Origin of the sequence: Nitrogeniibacter mangrovi, assembly GCF_010983895.1 — a bacterium.
Taxonomy (GTDB): domain Bacteria; phylum Pseudomonadota; class Gammaproteobacteria; order Burkholderiales; family Rhodocyclaceae; genus Nitrogeniibacter; species Nitrogeniibacter mangrovi.
Genome location: NZ_CP048836.1, coordinates 2,249,047 through 2,270,530, shown reverse-complemented (window position 1 = coordinate 2,270,530; position 21,484 = coordinate 2,249,047). Strand labels below are relative to the sequence as shown.

The 21,484-nt window shown below is 68.4% G+C and carries 20 protein-coding genes; 11 read left to right on the top strand and 9 right to left on the bottom strand.

The window, feature by feature from the left end:
- The first annotated feature begins 4 nt into the window (after nt 1-4).
- From lpxB to G3580_RS10395, 4 genes are all read left to right on the top strand, one after another.
- On the top strand, nt 5-1,165 hold the full coding sequence (gene lpxB / locus G3580_RS10410; RefSeq protein WP_173765269.1) for a lipid-A-disaccharide synthase: 1,161 nt from the start codon (nt 5-7) through the stop codon (nt 1,163-1,165).
- Nucleotides 1,155-1,745: a ribonuclease HII gene (rnhB, locus tag G3580_RS10405; RefSeq protein ID WP_173765267.1), complete on the top strand. Its 591-nt coding sequence runs from the start codon at nt 1,155-1,157 to the stop codon at nt 1,743-1,745. Before lpxB ends, rnhB begins: the two co-directional genes overlap by 11 nt.
- 20 nt (nt 1,746-1,765) lie before the next feature.
- Entirely contained in the window at nt 1,766-2,557 is a 792-nt protein-coding gene (locus G3580_RS10400) for a TrmH family RNA methyltransferase (protein WP_173765265.1), read from the top strand.
- Between the two features lie 204 nt (nt 2,558-2,761).
- Entirely contained in the window at nt 2,762-3,265 is a 504-nt protein-coding gene (locus tag G3580_RS10395) for a hypothetical protein (RefSeq protein ID WP_173765257.1), read from the top strand.
- Between the two features lie 16 nt (nt 3,266-3,281).
- Here G3580_RS10395 and G3580_RS10390 read toward each other — a convergent pair whose 3' ends face one another.
- From G3580_RS10390 to G3580_RS10365, 6 genes are all read right to left on the bottom strand, one after another.
- On the bottom strand, nt 3,282-4,805 hold the full coding sequence (locus G3580_RS10390; protein ID WP_173765255.1) for a SulP family inorganic anion transporter: 1,524 nt from the start codon (nt 4,803-4,805) through the stop codon (nt 3,282-3,284).
- 193 nt (nt 4,806-4,998) lie between these two features.
- The gene (gene bioD / locus G3580_RS10385) at nt 4,999-5,667 is read right to left on the bottom strand and encodes a dethiobiotin synthase (protein ID WP_173765253.1); all 669 of its coding nucleotides are present in this window, start codon (nt 5,665-5,667) and stop codon (nt 4,999-5,001) included.
- Nucleotides 5,664-6,458 (bottom strand): malonyl-ACP O-methyltransferase BioC, encoded by a 795-nt coding sequence (bioC, locus tag G3580_RS10380; RefSeq protein ID WP_173765251.1) that lies wholly within the window; start codon nt 6,456-6,458, stop codon nt 5,664-5,666. The genes bioD and bioC overlap by 4 nt, the downstream gene beginning before the upstream one ends.
- A complete protein-coding gene (locus tag G3580_RS10375) occupies nt 6,451-7,179 on the bottom strand; it encodes an alpha/beta fold hydrolase (protein WP_173765249.1) in 729 nt (242 codons plus the stop codon). Before G3580_RS10375 ends, bioC begins: the two co-directional genes overlap by 8 nt.
- Nucleotides 7,176-8,339: an 8-amino-7-oxononanoate synthase gene (gene bioF / locus G3580_RS10370; RefSeq protein ID WP_173765247.1), complete on the bottom strand. Its 1,164-nt coding sequence runs from the start codon at nt 8,337-8,339 to the stop codon at nt 7,176-7,178. Before bioF ends, G3580_RS10375 begins: the two co-directional genes overlap by 4 nt.
- Nucleotides 8,336-9,658: an adenosylmethionine--8-amino-7-oxononanoate transaminase gene (locus G3580_RS10365; protein ID WP_173765245.1), complete on the bottom strand. Its 1,323-nt coding sequence runs from the start codon at nt 9,656-9,658 to the stop codon at nt 8,336-8,338. Before G3580_RS10365 ends, bioF begins: the two co-directional genes overlap by 4 nt.
- A gap of 153 nt (nt 9,659-9,811) precedes the next feature.
- On the opposite strand from G3580_RS10365, the gene yaaA reads away from it, so the two are divergent.
- A complete protein-coding gene (yaaA, locus tag G3580_RS10360; protein WP_173765243.1) occupies nt 9,812-10,585 on the top strand; it encodes a peroxide stress protein YaaA in 774 nt (257 codons plus the stop codon).
- Between the two features lie 31 nt (nt 10,586-10,616).
- Nucleotides 10,617-11,744, top strand: coding sequence for a M14 family metallopeptidase (locus G3580_RS10355; RefSeq protein ID WP_173768765.1), 1,128 nt, complete (start codon nt 10,617-10,619; stop codon nt 11,742-11,744).
- Here G3580_RS10355 and G3580_RS10350 read toward each other — a convergent pair whose 3' ends face one another.
- Nucleotides 11,745-13,046 carry a DUF805 domain-containing protein gene (locus tag G3580_RS10350; protein WP_173765241.1) on the bottom strand — a complete coding sequence of 434 codons (1,302 nt, stop codon included), beginning with the start codon at nt 13,044-13,046 and terminating at the stop codon, nt 11,745-11,747.
- A 166-nt stretch (nt 13,047-13,212) separates the two neighbouring features.
- Here G3580_RS10350 and G3580_RS10345 point away from each other — a divergent pair, with 166 nt between their 5' ends.
- Nucleotides 13,213-13,413 carry a SlyX family protein gene (locus G3580_RS10345; protein ID WP_228720631.1) on the top strand — a complete coding sequence of 67 codons (201 nt, stop codon included), beginning with the start codon at nt 13,213-13,215 and terminating at the stop codon, nt 13,411-13,413.
- On the opposite strand, the gene G3580_RS10340 is transcribed toward G3580_RS10345, so the two are convergent.
- Nucleotides 13,407-14,066, bottom strand: a complete 660-nt coding sequence (locus G3580_RS10340; protein WP_173765237.1) for a hypothetical protein — start codon at nt 14,064-14,066, stop codon at nt 13,407-13,409. The genes G3580_RS10345 and G3580_RS10340 overlap by 7 nt on opposite strands.
- A 220-nt stretch (nt 14,067-14,286) precedes the next feature.
- On the opposite strand from G3580_RS10340, the gene G3580_RS10335 reads away from it, so the two are divergent.
- Entirely contained in the window at nt 14,287-15,231 is a 945-nt protein-coding gene (locus G3580_RS10335; protein WP_173765235.1) for a restriction endonuclease, read from the top strand.
- Here the strand turns inward: G3580_RS10335 and G3580_RS10330 are convergent.
- On the bottom strand, nt 15,203-16,243 hold the full coding sequence (locus G3580_RS10330; RefSeq protein WP_173765233.1) for a class I SAM-dependent rRNA methyltransferase: 1,041 nt from the start codon (nt 16,241-16,243) through the stop codon (nt 15,203-15,205). The genes G3580_RS10335 and G3580_RS10330 overlap by 29 nt on opposite strands.
- 273 nt (nt 16,244-16,516) lie before the next feature.
- Between G3580_RS10330 and G3580_RS10325 the strand changes: the two genes are divergently transcribed.
- From G3580_RS10325 to G3580_RS10315, 3 genes are all read left to right on the top strand, one after another.
- Nucleotides 16,517-19,351, top strand: coding sequence for an autotransporter outer membrane beta-barrel domain-containing protein (locus tag G3580_RS10325; protein ID WP_173765231.1), 2,835 nt, complete (start codon nt 16,517-16,519; stop codon nt 19,349-19,351).
- 89 nt (nt 19,352-19,440) lie between these two features.
- Nucleotides 19,441-20,286, top strand: coding sequence for an alpha/beta hydrolase family protein (locus G3580_RS10320; protein ID WP_173765229.1), 846 nt, complete (start codon nt 19,441-19,443; stop codon nt 20,284-20,286).
- Nucleotides 20,287-20,363: 77 nt separating this feature from the next.
- On the top strand, nt 20,364-21,482 hold the full coding sequence (locus tag G3580_RS10315) for a PQQ-dependent sugar dehydrogenase (RefSeq protein ID WP_173765227.1): 1,119 nt from the start codon (nt 20,364-20,366) through the stop codon (nt 21,480-21,482).
- Nucleotides 21,483-21,484: the final 2 nt, after the last annotated feature.

The following is a 21,484-nucleotide window of genomic DNA, read 5'->3' as shown; positions in this document are numbered from 1 at the left end:
GGCCATGAAGACCGTGCGCATTGCCATGGTCGCCGGCGAGGCGTCCGGCGACCTGCTCGCCAGCCACCTGCTGGCGGCGCTTCGAATGCGTCTGCCGAACCTGCAGACCTTCGGCATCGGCGGCCCGAAGATGGCCGCAACCGGTTTCGAGGCCTGGTGGCCGTGCGACCGGCTCGCCGTCCATGGCTATGTGGATGCACTCAAGCGCTATCGCGAGCTGTCGGGCATTCGCCGGGAATTGCTCAAACGCCTGCTGGCCGATCCTCCGGACCTGTTCATCGGCGTGGATGCCCCCGATTTCAGCCTCTGGCTCGAGACCCGGCTGCGTGCGAAAGGCATCAAGACCGTGCATTTCGTCAGTCCCTCCATCTGGGCCTGGCGCGGCGGCCGGATCAAGAAGATCCGTCAGGCGGTCGATCACATGCTGTGCCTGTTCCCGTTCGAGCCGGATATCTATGCCGGCGCCGGTGTGCCGGCCACCTACGTGGGCCATCCGCTGGCCGACGAGTTTCCCCTGCATCCCGACCGCGAGGCGGCGCGTACCCGGCTGCGCCTGCCGGTCGATGCGCCGGTGTTCGCCTTGCTGCCCGGCAGCCGGGAGTCGGAGGTGCGCAATCTCGCGCCCCTGTTTCTCGGCGCGGCGATGCGCCTGCACGAGCGCTATCCGGACGCACGCTTCGTGGTGCCGCTGGCCACCCGCCAGACCCGTGAGATCTTCGAGGGCGCGGTGCACGAGGTGGCGGGGGAGGCGGGCCTGCCGCTTCAGGTGCTGTTCGGCCATGCGGTCGATGCGATGACGGCAGCCGACGTGGTGATGGTGGCCAGCGGCACCGCATCGCTCGAGGCGGCGCTGCTCAAGCGGCCCATGGTGATCAGCTACCGCATGGGCGGGCTTCAGTACCGGCTTATGAAACGCATGGCGTATCTGCCCTGGGTCGGGCTGCCCAACATCCTGTGCGAGGAGTCGCTGGTGCCGGAGCTGATCCAGGACGACGCCACCCCCGACAAGCTCGCCGACGCCGTCTGTGCGTGGATGAACCACAAGGAGGCGCGTCTGGCCCTCGAGGCGCGTTTCATGCAGCTTCACCAGACCCTGCGCCAGGACACGGCCAGCAAGGCGGCGGAGGCGATTCTGCCGCTCCTGGGGATGGGCGATGCGTCCTGAGCGATTCATCTGCGGTGTGGACGAAGCGGGTCGGGGGCCATTGTGCGGGCCAGTCGTGGCTGCCGCGGTAATTCTCGACCCGACACGCCCGATCGACGGCCTGTGCGATTCGAAAAAGCTGACCGAGAAGCGGCGCGAGGCGCTGGCACCGCTCATTCGCGAGCGGGCGCTGGCCTGGGCGGTCGCCGAGGCCTCGGTGGCCGAGATCGACACGCTCAACATTCTCCATGCCTCCATGCTCGCCATGCGCCGTGCCGTGCTGGCGCTGGCGACGGCGCCCGAGGCCGTGATCGTCGATGGCAACCGGTGTCCGGAGCTGCCCTATCCGGTCAGCGCGCTGGTCAAGGGCGACGCCCTCGAACCGGCCATCTCGGCCGCCTCCATTCTCGCCAAGACCGCGCGCGACGCGCAGATGCGCGCGCTCGACGCGCAGTTTCCCCAGTACGGTCTGGCCGCTCACAAGGGCTACCCGACGCCGGCCCATCTGGCGGCGATCCGCGCCCATGGCGTGGCCGAGTTCTATCGCAAGAGCTTCGCCCCGGTGCGCGCGATCTGGGAAAACCCGTCCCTGTTCGACTAGGCCCAGGGCGCATCCATCCGATGGAAACGATCCAGTCCCGGGACAACCCCCTCGTCAAGAAGATCAGGGCGCTGGCGCACTCGGGGCGCGATCGTCGCAAGCTTGGCCAGACGGTGCTCGACGGTGCCCATCTGGTCGACGCCGCGCGACAGGGCGGATACGCCCTGCGCGAGGTGCTGCTGAGCGACAGCGGTGCGGGTCGGCCGGAGCATCTCGCCCTGATCGCCGCGCTACCCGACGAGGTGCGCCAGGTGTGCGTGCCGGATGCGCTGTTCCGCCAGTTGAGCCCGGTGGAGTCGCCTTCGGGCCTGCTCGCCGTCATCGATCTGCCCGAGACCCGGCGCACGCTGCCGACAGAAGGGGATGTCCTCCTGCTGGACCGGGTTCAGGACGCGGGCAACCTGGGGACGCTGCTCAGAAGCGCGGCGGCAGCCGGCGTGCCGGTGGCGGTGCTGACGCCGGGCTGCGCCCAGGCCTGGTCGCCCCGGGTGCTGCGAGCGGGGATGGGCGCCCATTTCCGTCTCGACATCATCGAGTCGGACGATCCGGTCGCTTGGCTCGAGCGTTATCGTGGCGCGGTGTATGCCACGACGCTCGGGCCGGGCAGTCGCGATCTGTTCGAGACCGATCTGCGCGCGTCCGGCGTGTGGCTGTTCGGCGCCGAAGGGGCCGGCGTCTCGCCGGCCTTGCTTGCCCATGCGAGCCATCCGCTGGTGATCCCCATGCCCGGCGCCATCGAATCGCTCAACGTGGCCGCCGCGGCGGCGATCGGGCTGTTCGAGCAGTTGCGCCAGCGACGTTTCACGCGCTGATCCCTTCCGCTCGGCGCGGACAGCTGCGCGTCTATCACACTTTTCCGAAAGATGTAACTCTTCGTGACATAATCCCGCGAAGATGTGACTGCTGTCTGGAATCGTGCCGGTGCAGTGCTGCATCACGGTGCCGACGCCTCAATCAGACGAACCGCAGAGTTCGCAAGCGTCGGTGTCGACAACACACCGATGGAGGAGACGAGAATGCTTGCCTATGCCAAAGCCGAGAAAGGCCTGGCCGAGATCGAGACGCGCGCGTTCGGGCTGTCACCCAAGTTGCGCCGGGTGCTGATCCTGATCGACGGCCAGCGGACCCTCGAGTCGCTCAAGTCCATGCTGGGCTTCGACGAACTCGAGAAGATGCTCGACGAACTGACCCATCAGGGTTTCATCGAAGCGGTTGCCTCCGGGCACGACGGTGGCGGTGAAGCCGCCGATGTCGCCGCCGATCCGGACGCCGCCCTGGCGAATCTCCCCGAATCGCGTCCGGCCGGGGATCTGGACAAGGCCAAGAACTTCATCATCAACACCCTCGTGCATTTCCATGGCCAGTACACCAAGCTCGACCTGATGCGGGCGGTCAAGGCCTGCGACAGCCATGGCGCGTTGCGCGCGCTCTACGCTGACTGGGTGCGCTGCATGCACGAATCCCGCCAGGCGGAAAAGCGGCTCCCGGAGCTGACCGAGCAGCTGCTCGCGGTCATCTGAGCCGGGCGCGGCCGCCTCAGCCCAGGCGGTTGTCGGCCAGGTGGTAGTGGGGGTCTTCGATCAGATTGACCTCGACCATGTCGCGCGCCTTGTCCAGCAATTCGAGACAGTCCGCGCTCAGATGACGCAGATGGAGGCGCTTGCCCTGTGCGCGGTAGCGCTCGGCGAGGCTGTCGATGGCTTCCAGCGCCGAGTGGTCCATGACCCGCGCGTGGGCGAAGTCGACGACCACGTCCTGCGGGTCCTCGCGCGGGGTGAACAGCGCGAAGAAGTGCTGCGTCGAGGCGAAGAACACCGAGCCGTGCAGGGTGTAGGTCTTCCACCCGTTGGCTTCCGTGCGGGTCTCGGCGCGGATGTGCTTGGCGTGTTGCCAGGCGAATACCAGCGCGGAGATGACGACCCCCACCAGCACCGCGATGGCCAGATCGGTGAGCACCGTCACCACGGTGACCGCAATGATCACGAAGGCGTCGTGACGAGGCACCTTGCGCAGCACGCGCAGGCTCGCCCATTCGAAGGTCTTCTCCGAGACCACGAACATCAGCGCGATCAGGGCCGCCAGCGGAATGCGCTCGATGAGCGGCGCGGCGAAGAGGATGAAGGTGAGCAGGAACAGCGCCGCGGCGATGCCCGACAGGCGGCTGCGGGCGCCGTTGCCGATGTTGATCATGCTCTGCCCGATCATGGCGCAGCCGCCCATGCCGCCGAACAGGCCGGTGACCACGTTGGCGATCCCCTGGCCCACGCATTCCCGGTTCGGGCGCCCGCGGGTGTCGGTCATCTCGTCGATCAGGTTGAGCGTCAGCAGCGATTCGATCAGGCCGATGGCGGCCAGGATCAGGCTGTAGGGCAGGATGATACGCAGCGTCTCCCAGTCGAGCGGCACCATGGGCAGGTGGAAGCTCGGCAGTCCGCCCGAGATCGAGGCCAGATCGCCCACCGTGCGGGTGTCGATGTCACCGAAGATCACCACCAGGGAGACGACGACGATCCCCGCCAGCGAGGAGGGCACCGCCCGGGTCAGGCGCGGCAGCAGGTAGATGATCGCCATGGTCAGCACGATCAGCGCGCCCATGGTGAACAGGGCCGGACCCTGCAGCCACTGGCTGGTGCCGTCCGCCGTGGCCACGCGGAAATGGCCGAACTGGGCCAGGAAGATCACGATGGCCAGGCCGTTCACGAAGCCGAGCATGACCGGGTGCGGCACCATGCGGATGAACTTGCCGAACTTGAGGGCACCGAAGGCGATCTGGAACAGGCCCATGAGCACCACGGTGGCGAACAGGTACTCCACGCCATGGCGGGCGACCAGCGCCACCATGACCACGGCCAGCGCGCCGGTGGCCCCGGAGATCATGCCCGGGCGGCCACCGATGGTCGCCGTGATCAGCCCCATGAGGAAGGCGGCGTAAAGGCCGGTGAGCGGATGGACGCCCGCCACGAAGGCGAAGGCGATGGCCTCGGGCACGAGCGCGAGGGCGACGGTGAGCCCGCTGAGCAGGTTGGTCTTGATTTCCCGGGGGGTGAGCGTCGAGGACACGTGAACTCCGCGTGACGCACGACCGCGAGCGGCCACGTGGAACGGGCCGACAACAGCGTTCTGGATCAGGGTGGGAACGGTGCTGCGATGCGCAATCAGCGCGGGCGGTCGGTGCTGGGGTTGGATGATGTAATTTTGCGTTGCACAAATTCTATCATCGATTCAGGCCCTTGGCGCCCCCTCGGCGCCCGTGTCAGGCGGGCAGGCGCAGGCCGCGCACCTCGGCGGGGGTGCCGGAGGCGAGATAGGGCACCCGTCCCAGCAGTGGTGCGGCGAGACGCTGTTCGAGCGCCGCGATGTTCTCTTCCGGGCGCAGCATGTGCGGGTCGACCTGGTTGGCCACCCAGCCGGCCAGGGTCAGTCCACGGGCGCGAATGGCCTCGGCCGTGAGCAAGGCGTGGTTGATGCAGCCCAGGCGCAGGCCGACCACGAGGATCACCGGCAGCGCCAGGGCGACCGCGAGGTCGGCGGTGTCCTGGTCGGGGCCGAGCGGCACGCAAAAGCCGCCCACGCCCTCGACCAGCACCACGTCGGCCTGGGTCGTCAGGCGCCGATAGGCCGCGACGATGGGGGTCAGGTCGATGTCCACGCCTTCCTCCTCGGCCGCGATATGCGGCGCGATGGGGGAGCGCAGGCACACCGGGTTGATCTGCGCCCAGTCGAGCTGGGCGCTGCTGGCGGCGCGCAGGCGGGCGGCGTCCTCGTTGATCCACACGCCGTCGACGCACTCGGCGCCGGCGGCAATGGGCTTCATGCCCAGCGCGGTGCGCCCGTCACGCCGCGCGGCATGGAGCAGGGCGCTGGTGACGAAGGTCTTGCCGATCTCGGTGTCGGTGCCGGCGATGAACCAGGAGCGGGTCATTGGGGTTTCCTCAGGGCGAGCAGGATCACGTCGTAGGTGGCGGGCAGCAGGCCGTCGGTGCGGCGGAAGGGCTCGTAGCGCGCCTGCAGCGTGCGCCAGGCGGCTTTGCCCAGCGGCGTGCGGCGCCGGCCGTCGCCGACCGCATGGGCGCCGATGGCCTTGATGTCGCGCAGCAGCCGGCGCAGGTCGGGCGCGGTCGCCGCCCGCGGTTGCAGCTTGAGCGCGTCCACCGTCAAACCGGCCGCGGTTGCGCTGTCGCCCCAGGTGGCGGCCGGATGGAAAGCGATCACATGACGGGCGTCGTCCACCGCCGCGAAGGCATGGCGCAGCTCGTGCAGCGTGCCCGGGCCGAGGGTGGCGACGAAGGCCCGGCCGCCCGGGCGCAGGATGCGCGCCATCTCGGCCAGGGCCCGGTCGGGCGCGCACCACTGCACCGCCAGGCTCGACCAGATCACGTCGACGCTCGCGTTCGGCAGCGGAATGGCCTGCAGGTCGGCGCACAGGCGGTGGTGCCACCGGGCAGCGTCACAGCGCGCCAGCATCTCGGGGGCGAAATCGAGGGCGAACGTCTCGGTGGGGTGCAGCCAGGCCAGGGCTTCGGCCGCGCCGCGGCCGGTGCCGCAGCCGGCGTCGAGGAATCGCTCCGTCGTGCCGGGGGCGTGTTGATGCGCCAGGGTGAGCAGATCGGCGCAGATCTCGCGTTGCACGCGGGCGGCGTCGTCGTAGGTGGCCGCGGCACGGCCGAAGGCGGCGCGCACGTGGCGCGCGGGCGGCGTGCTCGGCTCAGTCATGGCAGAAGCTGTCGATGAGCACGGCGCAGTCGCGCGGGCGGCCGATGAACGGGGCGTGACCGCAGTCGTCGAAGATGCTCAGGCGTGCCTCGGGCAGGGCCTCGGCCATGGCCTCGGCGGCGGCGGCCGGCATGAGCGCGTCGCCAGCCCCGTGCAGGATGCGCACCGGGCAGGTGATGCGGCCGAGGGTGTCGCGCAGGTCGGTGTCGCACAGCACGCCCAGCGCATCTGCCAGCGCCGCCTGGTTGTGGGCCTGGATCGGGGTGAGCGCGGCGCCCAGGGTGCGCGTGACCTCGCGCCGGGCGCGATCGCCCACGGCCTGCAGTGCGACAAAACGCTTGGCGGTGGCCTCGGGCGCGGCGTCGAAGTCGTGGCGGAACCCGGCCACCGTCGTCGCGTCGAGCGCGCAGGACCAGTCCGGCCGCTGCACGAAACAGGGCGTGGTGCCGATGAGGATCAGGCGCGCGCAGCGGTCGGGCGCGTGCTGCGCCAGGCGCATGGCCAGTTGGCCGCCGAGCGACCAGCCGCACAGCACGCCGTCGGTGGGCAGGGCGGGCGCGAGCCTGTCGATCCAGGTATCCAGCGCTTCGCCAGCGGCGTCATCATGGCCCGGCAGCGCCAGCGTGCGCAGCGGGCGGTCCGGGTCGAGATGCGCGAGCAGGGGGCGCCAGACGGCCGGCGTCATGCCCCAGCCGTGAATGAAGGTGATCGGCGCGCTCATGCCGGGGCCTGCAGGTCGCCCAGGGTCTCGATCAGGCGGCTCACATCCGCGGCGGTGTGGGCGGCGGTGAGGCTCACGCGCAGTCGCGCGGTGCCGGCGGGGACCGTGGGTGGGCGGATCGCCGGCACCCACAGCCCGCGCGTCCACAGGGCCCGGGCCACGTCGAGTGCGGCCTGGTTGTCGCCGATGAGGACCGGCTGGATCGGCGTGCGCGAGTCCATGCGCTGCCAGCGCGTGTCCGCCAGGCCGTCGGCCAGCTGCTGCTCGAGCGCACGCAGGGTGGCACGGCGCGCGTCGCCCGCCTCGATCAGGTCGATGGCGGTGAGCAGCGCGTGCGCGATCGCCGGCGAGGCGGCGGTGGTGAAGATGTAGGTGCGCATGTGCTGCATCAGGTGGGCGATGACGTCGCGGTGGCCGGCGACGAAGGCACCCGAGACGCCCGCCGCCTTGCCCAGGGTGCCGATGGTGAGCACGCGCCAGTGGGCGATGCCGGCCTCGGCGAGCGCGCCGCGTCCCTGCGGACCGAGCACGCCGAAGCCGTGCGCGTCGTCCACGATCAACCAGGCGTCGTGCCGCTCGGCCAGGGCGAACAGCTCGGCCAGGGGGGCGACGTCGCCGTCCATGCTGAACACGCTGTCGGTGAGGATGAGCTTGGTGGGCGCCGCGCTGGCCTCGAGCAGGCGGGCGAGTGCGGCGGTGTCGCCATGCGGGTAGCGGTGATGGCTGGCACGCGAAAGCAAGGCGCCGTCCACCAGCGAGGCATGGTTGAGGCGGTCGGCGAAGATGGCATCACCACGCCCGGTGAGCGCCGCGGCGATGCCGGCGTTGACCATGTAGCCGGTGGAGAAGGACAGCGCCGCCTCGGTGCCGACGAACTCGGCCAGGCGTCGCTCCAGCGCCTCGTGTACGGCGTAATGGCCGCTCACCAGGTGCGAGGCGCCGGCGCCGCTGCCCCAGCGCCGCGCGCCTTCGGTGAGCGCGGCGGCGAGCTCGGGCGCGCTCGCCAGACCGAGATAGTCGTTGCTGCAGAAGGCGAGCAGCTCGCGCCCGTCGATGCGCACATGGGGGGCGCAGGGGGTGTCGACGATGCGCCGCACGCGCAGCAGCGATTCGGCCTCGCGTGCCGCGAGCGCCGCCTGGATGCGTTGCAGTGCCGTCATGGCCGCAGGGCGGCGTCCAGCGCCTTGCGCGCGCCGCCGACCAGATGCGCGATGTCGTCGTCCTCGACGATGTAGGGCGGCATGAAATACACGGTGTTGCCGATCGGGCGCAGCAGCACCTCGTGGGCGAGCGCGGCGCGGAAGTAACGCGTCGAGAAGTCGGCGAGGGGGGTGTCCACGTCGAAGGCGACGATCATGCCGCGCTGGCGCAGATGGCGTACGGCGGGATCGTCGCCGAAGGCGGCCCGGGTGGCGGCACCGAGACGCTCGGCACGGGCGCGGTTGGCGGTGATCACGTCGTCGGCCGCGAAGATGTCGAGGGTGGCAAGCGCCGCCCGGCAGGCCAGCGCGTTGCCGGTATACGAATGCGAGTGCAGAAAGCCGCGGCGCACGTCGTCGTCGTAGAAGCAGGCGTAGATGTCGTCGGTGGTGAGCACCAGCGACAGGGGCAGGTAGCCGCCGGAGATGCCCTTGGACAGGCAGATGAAATCGGGCCAGATGCCGGCCTGTTCGCAGGCGAAGAAGGTGCCGGTGCGGCCGCAGCCGACCGCGATCTCGTCGGCGATCAGGTGCACGTTCCAGCGGTCGCACAGCTCGCGGGCGCGGCGCAGGTAGTGCGGGTGGTACATGGCCATGCCGCAGGCGCCCTGCACCAGGGGCTCGACGATCAGGGCGGCGATGTCGTGATGGTGGGTTTCGAGGTAATGCGCCAGGGCCTGGGCCGCGCGTTCGGCCACATCCTCGTCCGACTCGCCGGGCTCGGCGGCACGCGCGTCGGGCGAGCACACGGTGGCACCGCTGCGGATCAGCGGCGCATAGGCGTCGCGGAACAGGGCGACGTCGGTCACCGCCAGGGCACCCACGGTTTCGCCATGGTAGCTGCCGGCCAGACTCACGAAGCGGCTCTTGCCGGTCTCGCCCCGGTTGCGCCAGGCGTGCATGCTCATCTTCAGGGCGATCTCGGTGGCCGAGGCGCCGTCGGAGGCGTAGAAGGCGTGGCCCAGGGCATGGCCGGTGAGCGCCGCGAGGCGTTCCGAGAGCTGCACCACCGGCTCGTGCGTGAAGCCCGCCAGCATGGCGTGTTCGAGCGTCTCGAGCTGCTCGGCGATGGCGTCGTTGATGCGCGGGTTGCAGTGCCCGAACAGGTTGACCCACCAAGAGCTGACCCCGTCGAGCATGCGCCGCCCGTCGGTGTCGTACAGCCACACGCCTTCGCCCCGGCTCAGCGGCACCAGGGGCAGCGACTCGTGCGTCTTCATTTGCGTGCACGGATGCCAGACGGCACGCCGGGAGCGTTCGAGCAGGGATTTTCGGGTCATTGCGGGATCGGGTGAAGCGTCGATGCGGGCAATGGTCGGGCAACGGCGCGAGGCTGTCAAACCGCCGTCACGGTGCGCGTGCCATGGTCTGGAGGGGCGGTGATTTTGCTAAGATCGGACGCGTCAGATTTCCTCCGGATTACACTCATCGCCATGCTTTTCGTCATCTCGCCCGCCAAGTCCCTCGACTACGAGTCGCCCGCGCCGACCGACGCCGCCACCCAGCCGGCCTTCCTCGATCAGGCCGCCGAGTTGGTGGAGGTGATGCGCGACTATGCGCCTGACAGGCTCAGCGAGCTGATGGGGATCTCGGACAAGCTGGCGGCGCTGAACGTGGCCCGCTTCGAACAGTGGTCGCGGCCGTTTTCGCCCGCCAACGCCAAGGCGTGCGTGTTCGCCTTCAACGGCGACGTGTACGACGGCCTCGATGCCGGGTCGCTCGACGCGGACGGGATCGCCTATGCCCAGGCCCATCTGCGCATCCTCTCGGGGTTGTACGGCGTGTTACGACCGCTCGACCTGATGCAGGCCTACCGGCTCGAGATGGGCACCCGGCTGAAGACCGAGCGCGGCAAGAACCTCTACGAATTCTGGGGCGAGACGCCGACCGACGCGATCAACGCGGTGGTGGCGGACATGCAGCCGCCGGTGCTGGTGAACCTGGCCTCCGAAGAGTATTTCAAGGTGATCGTACCGGCGCAGGTCAAGGGCCGGATCGTCACCCCGGTGTTCGAGGACTGGAAGGGCGGGCGCTACAAGATCATCAGCTTTCACGCCAAGCGGGCGCGCGGGCTGATGGTGCGCTACGCCATCGATCATCGTCTCGAGGCGGTGGATGACCTCAAGGGTTTCGATACCGACGGCTACGCGTTCGACGCGGACGCATCGGGCCCGGAGCGCTGGGTGTTCCGTCGCCGGCAGGACTGACGCGCCGAGGGCGCAGGAGAGAGCCGTGGGCGTGAAGATCAGCCAGGGATTCGACAGCGGCAGCATCGAAGTGGTCAGCGCCAGTCGCGCCGACGACATCCGAGTGCAGCTGCGCCGGGACAACGCCGCCGAGTTCCGCCAGTGGTTCCATTTCCGGGTCCATGACGCCGCCGGGGTGCCGTTGCGGATGGTGTTCGAGAACGCCGCCGACGCGGCCTATCCGGACGGTTGGCCCGATTACCGCGCCGTGGCTTCCTACGACCGCCGGCACTGGTTCCGGGTCTCGGGCACCACCTACGAGAACGGGCAGCTGGTGATCACCCACACGCCCGAGCGCAACAACATCTATTACGCCTACTTCGAGCCGTATTCCCACGAGCGTCATCTCGATCTGCTCGGGCGCACGGAACTGTCGCCGTTCGCCCAGGTCGCTTCGCTCGGCAGCACCGTGGACGGGCGCGAGGTGGACGTGATCACGGTGGGGCGGGCGCGGCCGGAGCGCGCGCCGGTGTGGATCATCGCGCGCCAGCATCCCGGCGAGACCATGGCCGAGTGGTTCGTCGAGGGCTTGCTTGAGCGCCTGCTCGACGGCGCCGATCCGGTGGCCCGGCGCATCCGCGAAAAGGCCTGCCTCTACGTGGTGCCCAACATGAATCCGGACGGCGGGGTGCGCGGCAACCTGCGCACCAATGCCGCCGGGGTGAACCTTAATCGTGCCTGGGCGAAACCCTCGGCGCAGACCAGCCCGGAGGTGTTCCATGTGCGCGCGCACATGGAGGCGACCGGGTGCGCGCTGTTTCTCGACATCCACGGCGACGAGTCGCTGCCCTATGTGTTCATCGACGGCGCCGGGATGGTGCCGGGCTTTCCGGCCCCGGCGCGCCGCCAGGAGGATGCCTTCCTCGACGCGCTCGCAACGGCGAGCCCGGATTTCCAGCGCCAGCACGGTTATGCACCCGATCGCTTCGGCGAGGAGATGCTGACGCTGGCCTCCAAGTGGGTGGCGCACCGATTCGGTTGCGTGTCCCTGACGCTGGAGATGCCGTTCAAGGACAACGCCCTCATGCCCGACGGTCAGAGCGGCTGGAGCGGGGCGCGCAGCAAGCGCCTCGGGGCCGCCATGCTGCAGCCCATCCTCGCCCATCTCGACGGGCGCTGATCAGCTGCGGCGGCGGATCAGATGGTCGGCGACGGCGTCGAGCGAGGGGTTGTTCAGTAGCAGGGTGCCATTGACCTCGATGATCGGGGTGCCGATCGCGCCGCCGTGGTGACCGCTGGACTGCAGCTTGAGATCGAGCGCCCGACGGGCGCCCTCGTCGGTGTCGATGAACACCTCGACATAGCGCACGCCGAGCGCGTCGAACTGCTCGCGTTTCTGCCGGCAGTAGCCGCAGGTGGTCAGCGAGTACATCACCACGTCGTTCAATGCCGGATCGTAGCCCCTCAGGTCCATGGCGGGCACGGCCTGCGTCGGAGCCGAGCGCGGGTAGGCGCCGCCCGCCTGGCCGAGTACGGTCATGCCGCGCGCCAGTTGCGCCGGCGCGATCATAGCCACGAGCACCGGGGTGAGCACCAGCAGCGCGAGTGCACCGAAGGCGTGTGTCCAGCGGTTCGGCTCCGGTGGTGCGCCGAAGTCGTTTTCATCCTTCGAACCGGGAAAGAACAGCAACAAGAGCGCGTACACCCCGCCGACGAGGGGGACGAAGCTCAGCAGCGTCCACCAGCCGGACCAGTTGAAATCATGCGAGCGCAACACCCCCAGGCGGAGGCTCGCGACCACCGAGAGCAGCACTGCGAGCGCGAACAGCAACTTGCTCCCGCTGATGGCCACGGCGAGCATGACGAGCAGGAACAGGCTGCCGTAGAGGCACACACCGGTGAAGTAGCTGCGTCGTGACAGGCGCCCCGAGAAACCGAGACCGACGAGGGGTGGGCGTTCGCTTGTCTCGGTGGCGAGCGGCTCGTAGGGCCGCACCCGAATCGACGCGGCGGCCTGTTCGCCACCGGGCTGTCGTGCTTCCGTTTCGGCCTGCTCGCGGGCGGCGATCATGCGCGGCATGTCGACGCCGCAGTTGATGCACAGGTTCCGTCTGGGCTGACGCCGGCCGCATTCGGGGCAGTCCATCTCCTCGATGGGTGTCTCCCGTGCCAGCGGCGCGTCGCCGCTCGCAGTGTTCGCTTGCGCGGGTGGCGCAGGGTGGGTCACCGGGGTGGGTTTCGGTGCTGCGGGCGCGGTTTCCGGCTCGACACGGATGCCGACGCCCATGGCGGCCAGCTTGCGCCGATAGGCCTGGGCGGTGTCGGCGTCGAGCCTGCGTTTGATGACCACCGCACGTCCCGAGAACAGCTGTTCGTGTCGGTCCGGCGACACCTTGAGCAGGGCGGCGAGCCGCTGGCGAACGGCCTCGGTGTCATGGCCGGGTAGGATGTCGCCGGAAAAAACGAGTTGATAGTGATCCATGAGCCCTGTCGCCGAGGAAAGACAGGCGTCATTGTAATGCGGGTGGCATGGTCGGCTGTGTGCACTATGACCGCGCCCCGGGCTGTCCAGCGGCCGTCGGTGCCGCTGGCGGGGACGCCGGGGCACGGGCCGGTTACCATGCCGGTTTTCAGTACAGGAGATGCGCGTGGATCAACGCATCGAAGGTGTCGAGTGCAAACTCATGGGGATCGAGGATCAGGTCGAGACGCTCAATCTCACCGTCTTCCGTCAGCAGCAGCGGATCGAACGCCTGGAGCGGCAGCTGGCAGAACTGGCGCAGCTGGTGAGGTCACGTGAGCCCGAGACGCCGCGGCGTCTCGAGGACGATATCCCGCCCCACTACTGAGCGCTCAAGGGGGCGGTCAGGCGCTCGAAGTCGCGTGGCGCCACGTACTGGAGCAGCTCCTTACCCTGGGTGTCGAGGATGATGTCCAGCCCCTTGGCCGGATAGAGCAGGTGGGTCTGGTGGTCGTTGGTGGCCACCTCGCGCACCGGCGCGCCGAAGCGCTCGACGATGGCATCCCGATCGAGATTGACCGAGGGAATGAAGCTGATGGCGTGGATCGGGCGCTGCAGTGCGGTGGCGACGTCGGCCGCCGCCAGGATCGACTTGCGGGTGGTCGACTCCATGTACTCGGTCTTGACCGCCCGTTCTTTCATGGCCTGCACCATGTCCGCCGCGGCATCCACCGCAAACACCATCTTGCCGGTGATGAATCCCGCCTTCGCCGTCGAGACGTAGGCTTCCAGCGTGCCGGCTTCGCCCGGGGCGCTGATGATCGCCACATCCACATCCGGCCCGAAGGCGGCCTTGGCGTCGGCCAGCGTGCTCACGTTCAGGGTCAGGCCGAAGGCGCGTGTGTTGCCATCGGGCTGGACCTCGATCACCCAGGGCAGGCGCTGTTGGCGCTCGGCCAGATCCGCCGGTTCCGGCATGAAGAACAGCGGCAGGATGATGGCGGCCAGTACCAGGCTGAGGATGGCGACGACGAGTTTCATTTGGCGATGTTCGGAAGTCGGTTCGGATGGCTGCGCATTGTCGCCCGTGGTGCCGGCGGATGCAAAACCGGGTGCGGTATCGAGGCGCCGGCGAGGCATGTCTCCAGGTTGCCAAGGGGGGTGGAGGTCGGTGTTGTTTGCACGAAAGTAATATGTCATGATGCGCATTTCAGAGCATGACATACGACTATTCTGCCGTGTGCCGGCAGGCGGAGACGACATGGTTCAGACGGTAGATGGGACGATGCAGGCGTCGCGACCGACGTGGTTGGTCATGCTGGCCCTGGGGGCTGGCGTGGCCGTGCTCGGGTTGTATCTCGTGCCCCTGGCCCTGGCCGGTCGGCCCGGCACCGAGCCGCTCACCCTTCTGGCGCGTGGTGCCGGCCTGGGCGCGGGGGTGCTGCTCGTCGCCTCGGCCCTGGGACTGCTCGTGCGTGGTACCGGATCGGCGGGTGGCGGAGCCGATGAGGGGGGCGAGATGCGGCCGATGGCCTCGGATGCGCCGGCGACGATCCATTCGGCTCCCACACAGTTCGAGGACGACACCCCCCCGGATGTGCATGGCGACGCCACGATACAGGTCGACGATCCGGTGACCGAGGCGCCCCGAACCTGGTCCATTGCGCTGATCCAGGCGCTGGAATGGAAACGCTTCGAGCTGCTGTGTGCCGAGTACTACCGGGAAAAGGGCATCTGCCATCTGGCGATCCCGTTGGCCGCCAACGGGGGTACCGATCTCTATCTGTTCCAGGATGAAGCCCATCCACGGCGTGCCACCGGCGTGGTGCACGTGAAGGCGCGGAGCGTCGTGCCGGCCGGGGTGCAGGGCGTGCGCGAACTGCTCGGCGTCATGGCGCACGAGCGCATCGAGCGCGGCTTCTTCATGACCAGCGGTACATTCACGCCCGAGGCGAAGGCCCTGGGGCATCATCACAAGCTGGTGCTGATCGATGCGCGCGTGCTGCTGGCGATGATCGAGCGGCTGGATCCGGACCGCCAGCAACGCCTGCTGGTTGCGGCAACCGCCGGTGACTACCAGTCGCCCAGTTGTCCCGCCTGTGGTGGCCAGATGACCGTGGCGACCGGCACCCACGGGGACTACTGGGGCTGCAGCAGCTATCCGGCCTGTTCGTGGATCATGCCGATGGTGCCGAAGACACCCTGAGCGCGACGACCTTGAGCGGCGGATTGGCGTCGAAACTGGGGAAATCGGTGTCGGGTTCGATCCATGTGCTCTCCTCGATGGGGCGCCCGGCCTTGCGTGCGCTGCGCAGCAGCTGATCGAGCCAGGCGTCGCGGTCGACCTGCGCGACGTTGTTGCAGCAGATCAGGGTGCCGCCCGGGCGCGTGGCCAGCAGCGCTGGCTTGAACAGCGCCGTGTAATCGTTGACCAGATCCACCACGCCGAAGGGGCTTTTCGCGTAGCGCGGCGGATCCAGGAACACCAGATCGAACAACATCGGCTCGAGCGGCGGGAACGGCGGCATGCGTCGCCCGCGCACCCGTTGCGGCTGCCCGATGCCGGCCAGCTGGCGCACCGCGGGAAACACGTCGCTGCGCACGAAGCGCGGGCGGACGGGCAGGTCGTTGAGCCGGGCGTTCTCCTTGCCCACATCCAGGCTCGACTGGGCGAAATCCACATTCATCACGAAACGCGCACCGCCCTTGGCGGCGGCGATGCCGACGCCACAGGTGTAGGCGAACAGGTTCAGCACGCGACAACCCGCGGCATGCGCCATCACGTAGCGCCGCGCGGCGCGCAGATCGAGAAACAGCCATGGATCCTGTCCGGCGTGACGACCACGGATGCGGTATTTCACGCCCCCTTCGGTGACGATGCGCGGCTGCTCGGCAAGCGCCAGGTCGGTCGCATCGAGGGTGTTCGAGATGCGCGAGTTGGCACCGCTGCGGTCGTTGTAGAGGCAATCGAGGCCAGGCAGGGCGGTGGCGTAGAAGGTCCGGATCTGGTGCAGCGATGCCGCGTCGAGGGGGGTGTGGAAAGTCTGGATCAGGAGCAGGTCGCCATAGCGGTCGATGGTCAGTCCGGGGACGCCTTCGGCGCTGCCGTGGAACAGGCGGTAGCAGTCGGTCGCCTCGGTGTGCAGGGCGTCGAGCAGATCCCCTCGCGCGGCGAGGGCGGTGGCGAGTCTTTCCGGGAGGGTGGGATGGTCGGGCACGCGGATTCCTCGGCGGCTATGGTGAAGGTGGCACGATGGCCGGAACGGCCCGTCGCGCGGCCGGGCGATTGTCGCAGCTTGTCCTGCTGAGCGACAGCGCGGTGTTGCGATATTGGCTCAAAAAATATCGAAACGACAATTAAGTGACAAAAACAATAAATAAGGTACAATTTGCCCTGTGCAAGGCACCGAGCACATGGATTCAGATCGGGCAGCGAGTTCGATGTGTCCACGTTCCGGTTCGCCGGCCACGTATCGACCCGAGGAGACCCGATGTACAAGGACATTTCTTTCGCCCCGTTTCGCCGTACGGCAATCGCCATGGCCGTCATGGCTTCCCTGGCGCCGTCGATCGCACGCGCCGACATCTACGTCGACGGCGTCAACAACGGGTTGATCTACTCGACGCCCGGATCGCTGACCGGAACCTTAGCTTCGACCTTTCTGGTGACGGTGGACAGCGCCAACGGCGGCGGGACCAGCTTCACGGTCAACAGCGGGCATACCCTGCAGGAGAACAACTCCACCACGTTTTTCGTGAGCGGTGGCGCCACCCTGGGCCTGCTCGACAACCAGGGCACGATCCTGGGCAACCGGTTCAATGCCATCAACACCAGCGCGAGCAGCACGGTGACGACGTTTACCAACAGCGGCCTGATCCAGGGGCAGGTGAATGGCAATTCCGCGATCTTCTTCGGTGGCGCGGTCGGTTCCTTCACCAACTCCGGCACCATCGAGCATACCGGCTCCAGCACGGCGGTGATCCTCAACGACGCGACGTCGATCTCGAACTCCGGCACGATCCAGTCGGTCACCGGCCACGGCATGATCCTGGGCTATCTGACGGCGGCGACCGTCGGTAACTTCACCAACAGCGGTACGATCACGACCGGCGGCGCGTCGGGCGTGGAAGCCATCCAGTTCGGCGATGGCACGAACGCGTCATCGTTCGGGACCTTCACCAACGCCGGCTCCGGCGTGGTCAGCAACACCGGCTCGGGCGAGGCCATCTCGATCATGGCCAACGCCACCGTGACCTCGGTGATCAATGACGGGACGATCTCGAGTACCAGCACGGCGATCGCCAACCACGGCACGATCACCGGCGCGAACTACGGTATTCAAAACAATGGCACGATCACCGGCGGCATCACCAACGATGGCACCATCGCGGGGAGCACCTTCGGCTTTCAGGAGACGGCCGGTGCGTCGCTGACGGGCGGGGTCACCAACAGCGGTTCGATCACCGGCACCAGCGGAGGTATCCGCATGGACAATGCGACGCTCAGCGGCGGTGTTGCGAACACGGGCACCATCCAGGGAACCTCCTTCGGCGGCATCGTGGTGAGCACCAACGGCACGATCAACGGTGGCATCAGCAACAGCGGCACGATCAGCGGCGCCACCTTCGGTGTCTACGTGAGCTCGACCTCCGCCATCAATAACGACCTCACCACCAGCGGCACCCTCTCGGGCGGTATCGATGCGATTCGCGTCGATTCCGGCGGTGTGCTCAACGCCATTCACATCACCGGCAACGACACGGCGAGCTTCGTCGGCGCGGTCAACGCCGCCGGCACCGCGGTGTTCGTCGACAGCGGTGCGACCTATTCCATGAACAGCGGCCAGCAGTTCACCGTCAGCAGCTTCACCAACAACGGCACGCTGGCGGTCGATGCCGGCGCGACCGGCACCGTCACCGGGGATTATGCGCAGGGCGCCACGTCCACCTTGCGGACCCGGGTCACCGACAGCACCACCTACGGCAAATTGGCGGTCAGCGGTACCGCCACCTTCGCGCCGGGTGCCAAGATCGACGTGGATGTCGCCAATCCGGGTTACGTGTTCAACGTCAACAGCCTGTCCGGCGTCATCAGCGCCGGGACGCTGTCGGCCACTACCTTCGTGACCACCGACAACTCGACCCTGTTCGATTTCGCCGCCGTCAAGAACGGCAATGCGGTGGATCTGGCCCTCTCGGTGGCGGGCGGCAGCAACACCGTGCTGGCCAGTGTCAACGCCACCGGCAACACCCCGGCGGTGGGCGTGGCGAGCACCCTCGACGGCATCATCGCGTCGGATCCGACCGGGGCGATCAGCATGCAGTTCATCGGACTGGGCTCGACCCAGGCGGTCTCCGATGCCGCCAGCCAGACGCTGCCGCTGCTGACCGGTCAGACGGTCGCGGCCACGCAGGCGACGCTGGGCAGCATCAACGACGTGATCGATGCCCGTGCGGACGTGGCGAGCGGGCTGTCGTCCGGCGACGGTTTCGTCGGCAACAGGTATCTGTGGCTGAAGCCTTTCGGTTCGTGGGCGGAGCAGGACAAGCGCAACGGCGTGGCCGGATACAAGGCGACGACGGCCGGCCTGGTCATGGGGCTTGACGGCGAGCTGGCGTCGGGCTGGCGCGTCGGTGGTGCCCTGGCCTATGCCAAGAGCGACGTCAACGGCAAATCGTCGGTGGCGCCGCAGGATGCCGATATCGACATCTACCAGTTGATCGGCTACGGGCGCTACAACCTGGACGATCGCACCGAAGTGCGGGTTCAGGCGGACGTGGGCCAGGCGGTCAATCGCGGACGTCGCCGGATCGCCTTCGCCGCGAGCGAGGCGTCGTCGGACTTCGACAGCCACATGGCGCATCTGGGCGCCGGCATCAGCCGTGCCTATCCGCTCGGTGAGGCGACGCGCGTGACGCCGTCGGTGAGCATGGACTACACCTGGATCGAGGACGAGGGCTACACCGAAACCGGCGCCGGCGTGCTCAATCTGAAGGTCAAGCAACGCAGCACCGAAGCGCTGGTGTTCAGCGTGGCCGGGCGCCTGACGCACGCGCTGAGCACGACGACCACGCTGCTGGCCGATCTGGGGGTCGGTTACGACGCCATGAGCGATCGGGATTCGATCACCGCCGCCTTCGCCGGGAGCCCCGAGGCCGCCTTCGTGACCCGTGGGGTCGATCCGAGCCCGTGGCGCGTGCGCGGTGGAGTCGGCGCCGTCTACGAGACCGCGAACGGGACCCGGATCACCGGCCGCTACGACGCGGAATATCGCGAGGACTTCCTCAACCAGACGGCCTCGGTGAAAGTTCGCTGGCTGTTCTGAGAACGCCGGCGGATGTCGCGCAGGGCTCACCGGAGGTATCCGGTGAGCCCTTTGCGTTTGTTCGCCATGGCAGACACACTGCCGGGGCCATGAGACGTTTCAATTTCCTGCTCGCGCTGGCCCTGTCGGCCTGTGCCGTCATCCCGACCCCCGGCGAACGTCGAGGCCAGGCCGATGCGCTGGCCGGCGCGCGGGGCTGGATCGCGCAAACCCTCCCGGCCGGCCCGTTCGACCTGCTCGCCTATCGACCCGCAACGCCGGTGCCCGCCGAGGTACTGACCATCTATGTCGAAGGCGACGGCCTGGCGTGGTTGAGTCGTACGCAGGTCTCGCCCGACCCCACGCCGATCGATCCGCTGGCCCTGCGCCTGGCGCTGGCGCAACCGCGGGGCAACGCGGCCTACCTCGCGCGGCCCTGTCAGTACCTGGCGCGGCGGGCGGGGGCATGCGATCGCCGTGACTGGACCTCCATGCGCTTCGCCCCAGCGGTCATCGACAGCACCAACCGCGCCATCGACCGGCTCAAGCAGGACTTCGGCGCGCGTCAGCTGGTGCTGGTCGGCTATTCCGGTGGCGGCGCGGTGGCGGCGCTGGTGGCTGTGCGGCGTCATGACGTTGCCGCGCTGGTGACGGTGGCCGGCAATCTCGACCATCGGGCGTGGACGCGCTGGCATCATGTGCCGGCGCTGAGCGGGTCGCTCGATCCGGCCGACGAGGTCGATGCCCTTGCCCACGTGCGCCAGTGGCATTTCGCCGGGGAAAAGGACCGTATCGTCCCGCCGACGCTGATCCGCGGCTTCGTGGACCGCTTCCCCGCCGCCGCACGGCCGGCGTACGCGGTCGAGCCCGGTGTCGACCACCACGACGGTTGGGTGGCAAGCTGGCCGCGACTGTGGCGTCGGGTGATGCAGGCCGAGGCGGTCACGCCGGAGTGAGTCGGGGCATCGGGGAGCGGCCGAACCGGGGCGCCGAGCCGGTGTCAGACTCCCATTGCTGACAGCGGAGAAAGCACATGACACACGGGCTGCGTCAGCGGGTCGCGACGGTCGTCGCGGTGGGTTGTTGGCTGTTTTCGACGGGGGCCTGGGCAACCGATCCCAAGGTCGAGGTGGTCGCCCGGGGGCTCGACGTCCCCTGGTCGCTGGCGTTTCTGCCCGACGGGGCGATGCTGGTGACCGAGCGGCCGGGGCGCATGCGCGTGGTGAGCCCGGATGGCCGCATCGGCGCCCCGATCGCCGGGGTGCCGCGCGTGCATGCGCAAGGTCAGGGCGGCCTGTTCGACGTGGCGCTGAGCCCGAATTTCGCCGAGGATCGCACCGTATTCTTCGCCTTCGCCGAGCCGACCCGGGGCGGCGCGCGCACGGCGGTGGCGCGTGCGGTGTTCGAGCGCGAGGCCAACCGGCTCACCAAGGTCCAGGGCATCTTCGCCCAGAACGAGGATCCGCCCGGGGGCGGTCACTTCGGCGGCCGGCTGGCCTTCGCGCCGGACGGCACCCTGTTCGTCACCCTGGGCGAACGCTACGCCTATCGCGACAAGGCGCAGGAGCCGGGTTCCCTGCTGGGCAAGATCGTGCGCATCAACCCGGACGGCAGCGTGCCGGCGAACAACCCGTTTGCCGACTCGGCGGTGTTCCGGCCCGAGATCTGGTCCTACGGACATCGCAACGTGCAAGGCGCCGCCATCCATCCGCGCACCGGCCGGCTGTGGACCCACGAGCACGGCCCCCAGGGGGGCGACGAGGTGAACATCCCGCGCGCCGGCCGCAATCATGGCTGGCCGGTGATCACCTATGGCCGCGAGTATGTCACCGGCTTCGCCATCGGCGAGGGCACCACGCGCGAGGACGTGGTGGCCCCGGTGCAGGTGTGGATTCCGTCCATCGCGCCGTCGGGCATGGCCTTCTACACCGGCGAGCTGTTCCCGCGCTGGCAGGGCAATCTGTTCGTCGGTTCGCTCAAGTTCGGGGTGCTGGTGCGGCTCGAGCTCGACGGGGACAAGGTGGTGCGCGAGGAACGCCTGCTCGAGGGAGTGACCCGGCGCATCCGCGATGTGCGCCAGGGGCCGGACGGGGCGCTGTACCTGCTCGACGAGGGCGGCGGCCGCATCCTGCGCGTCGTGCCCGGGCAGTAGGG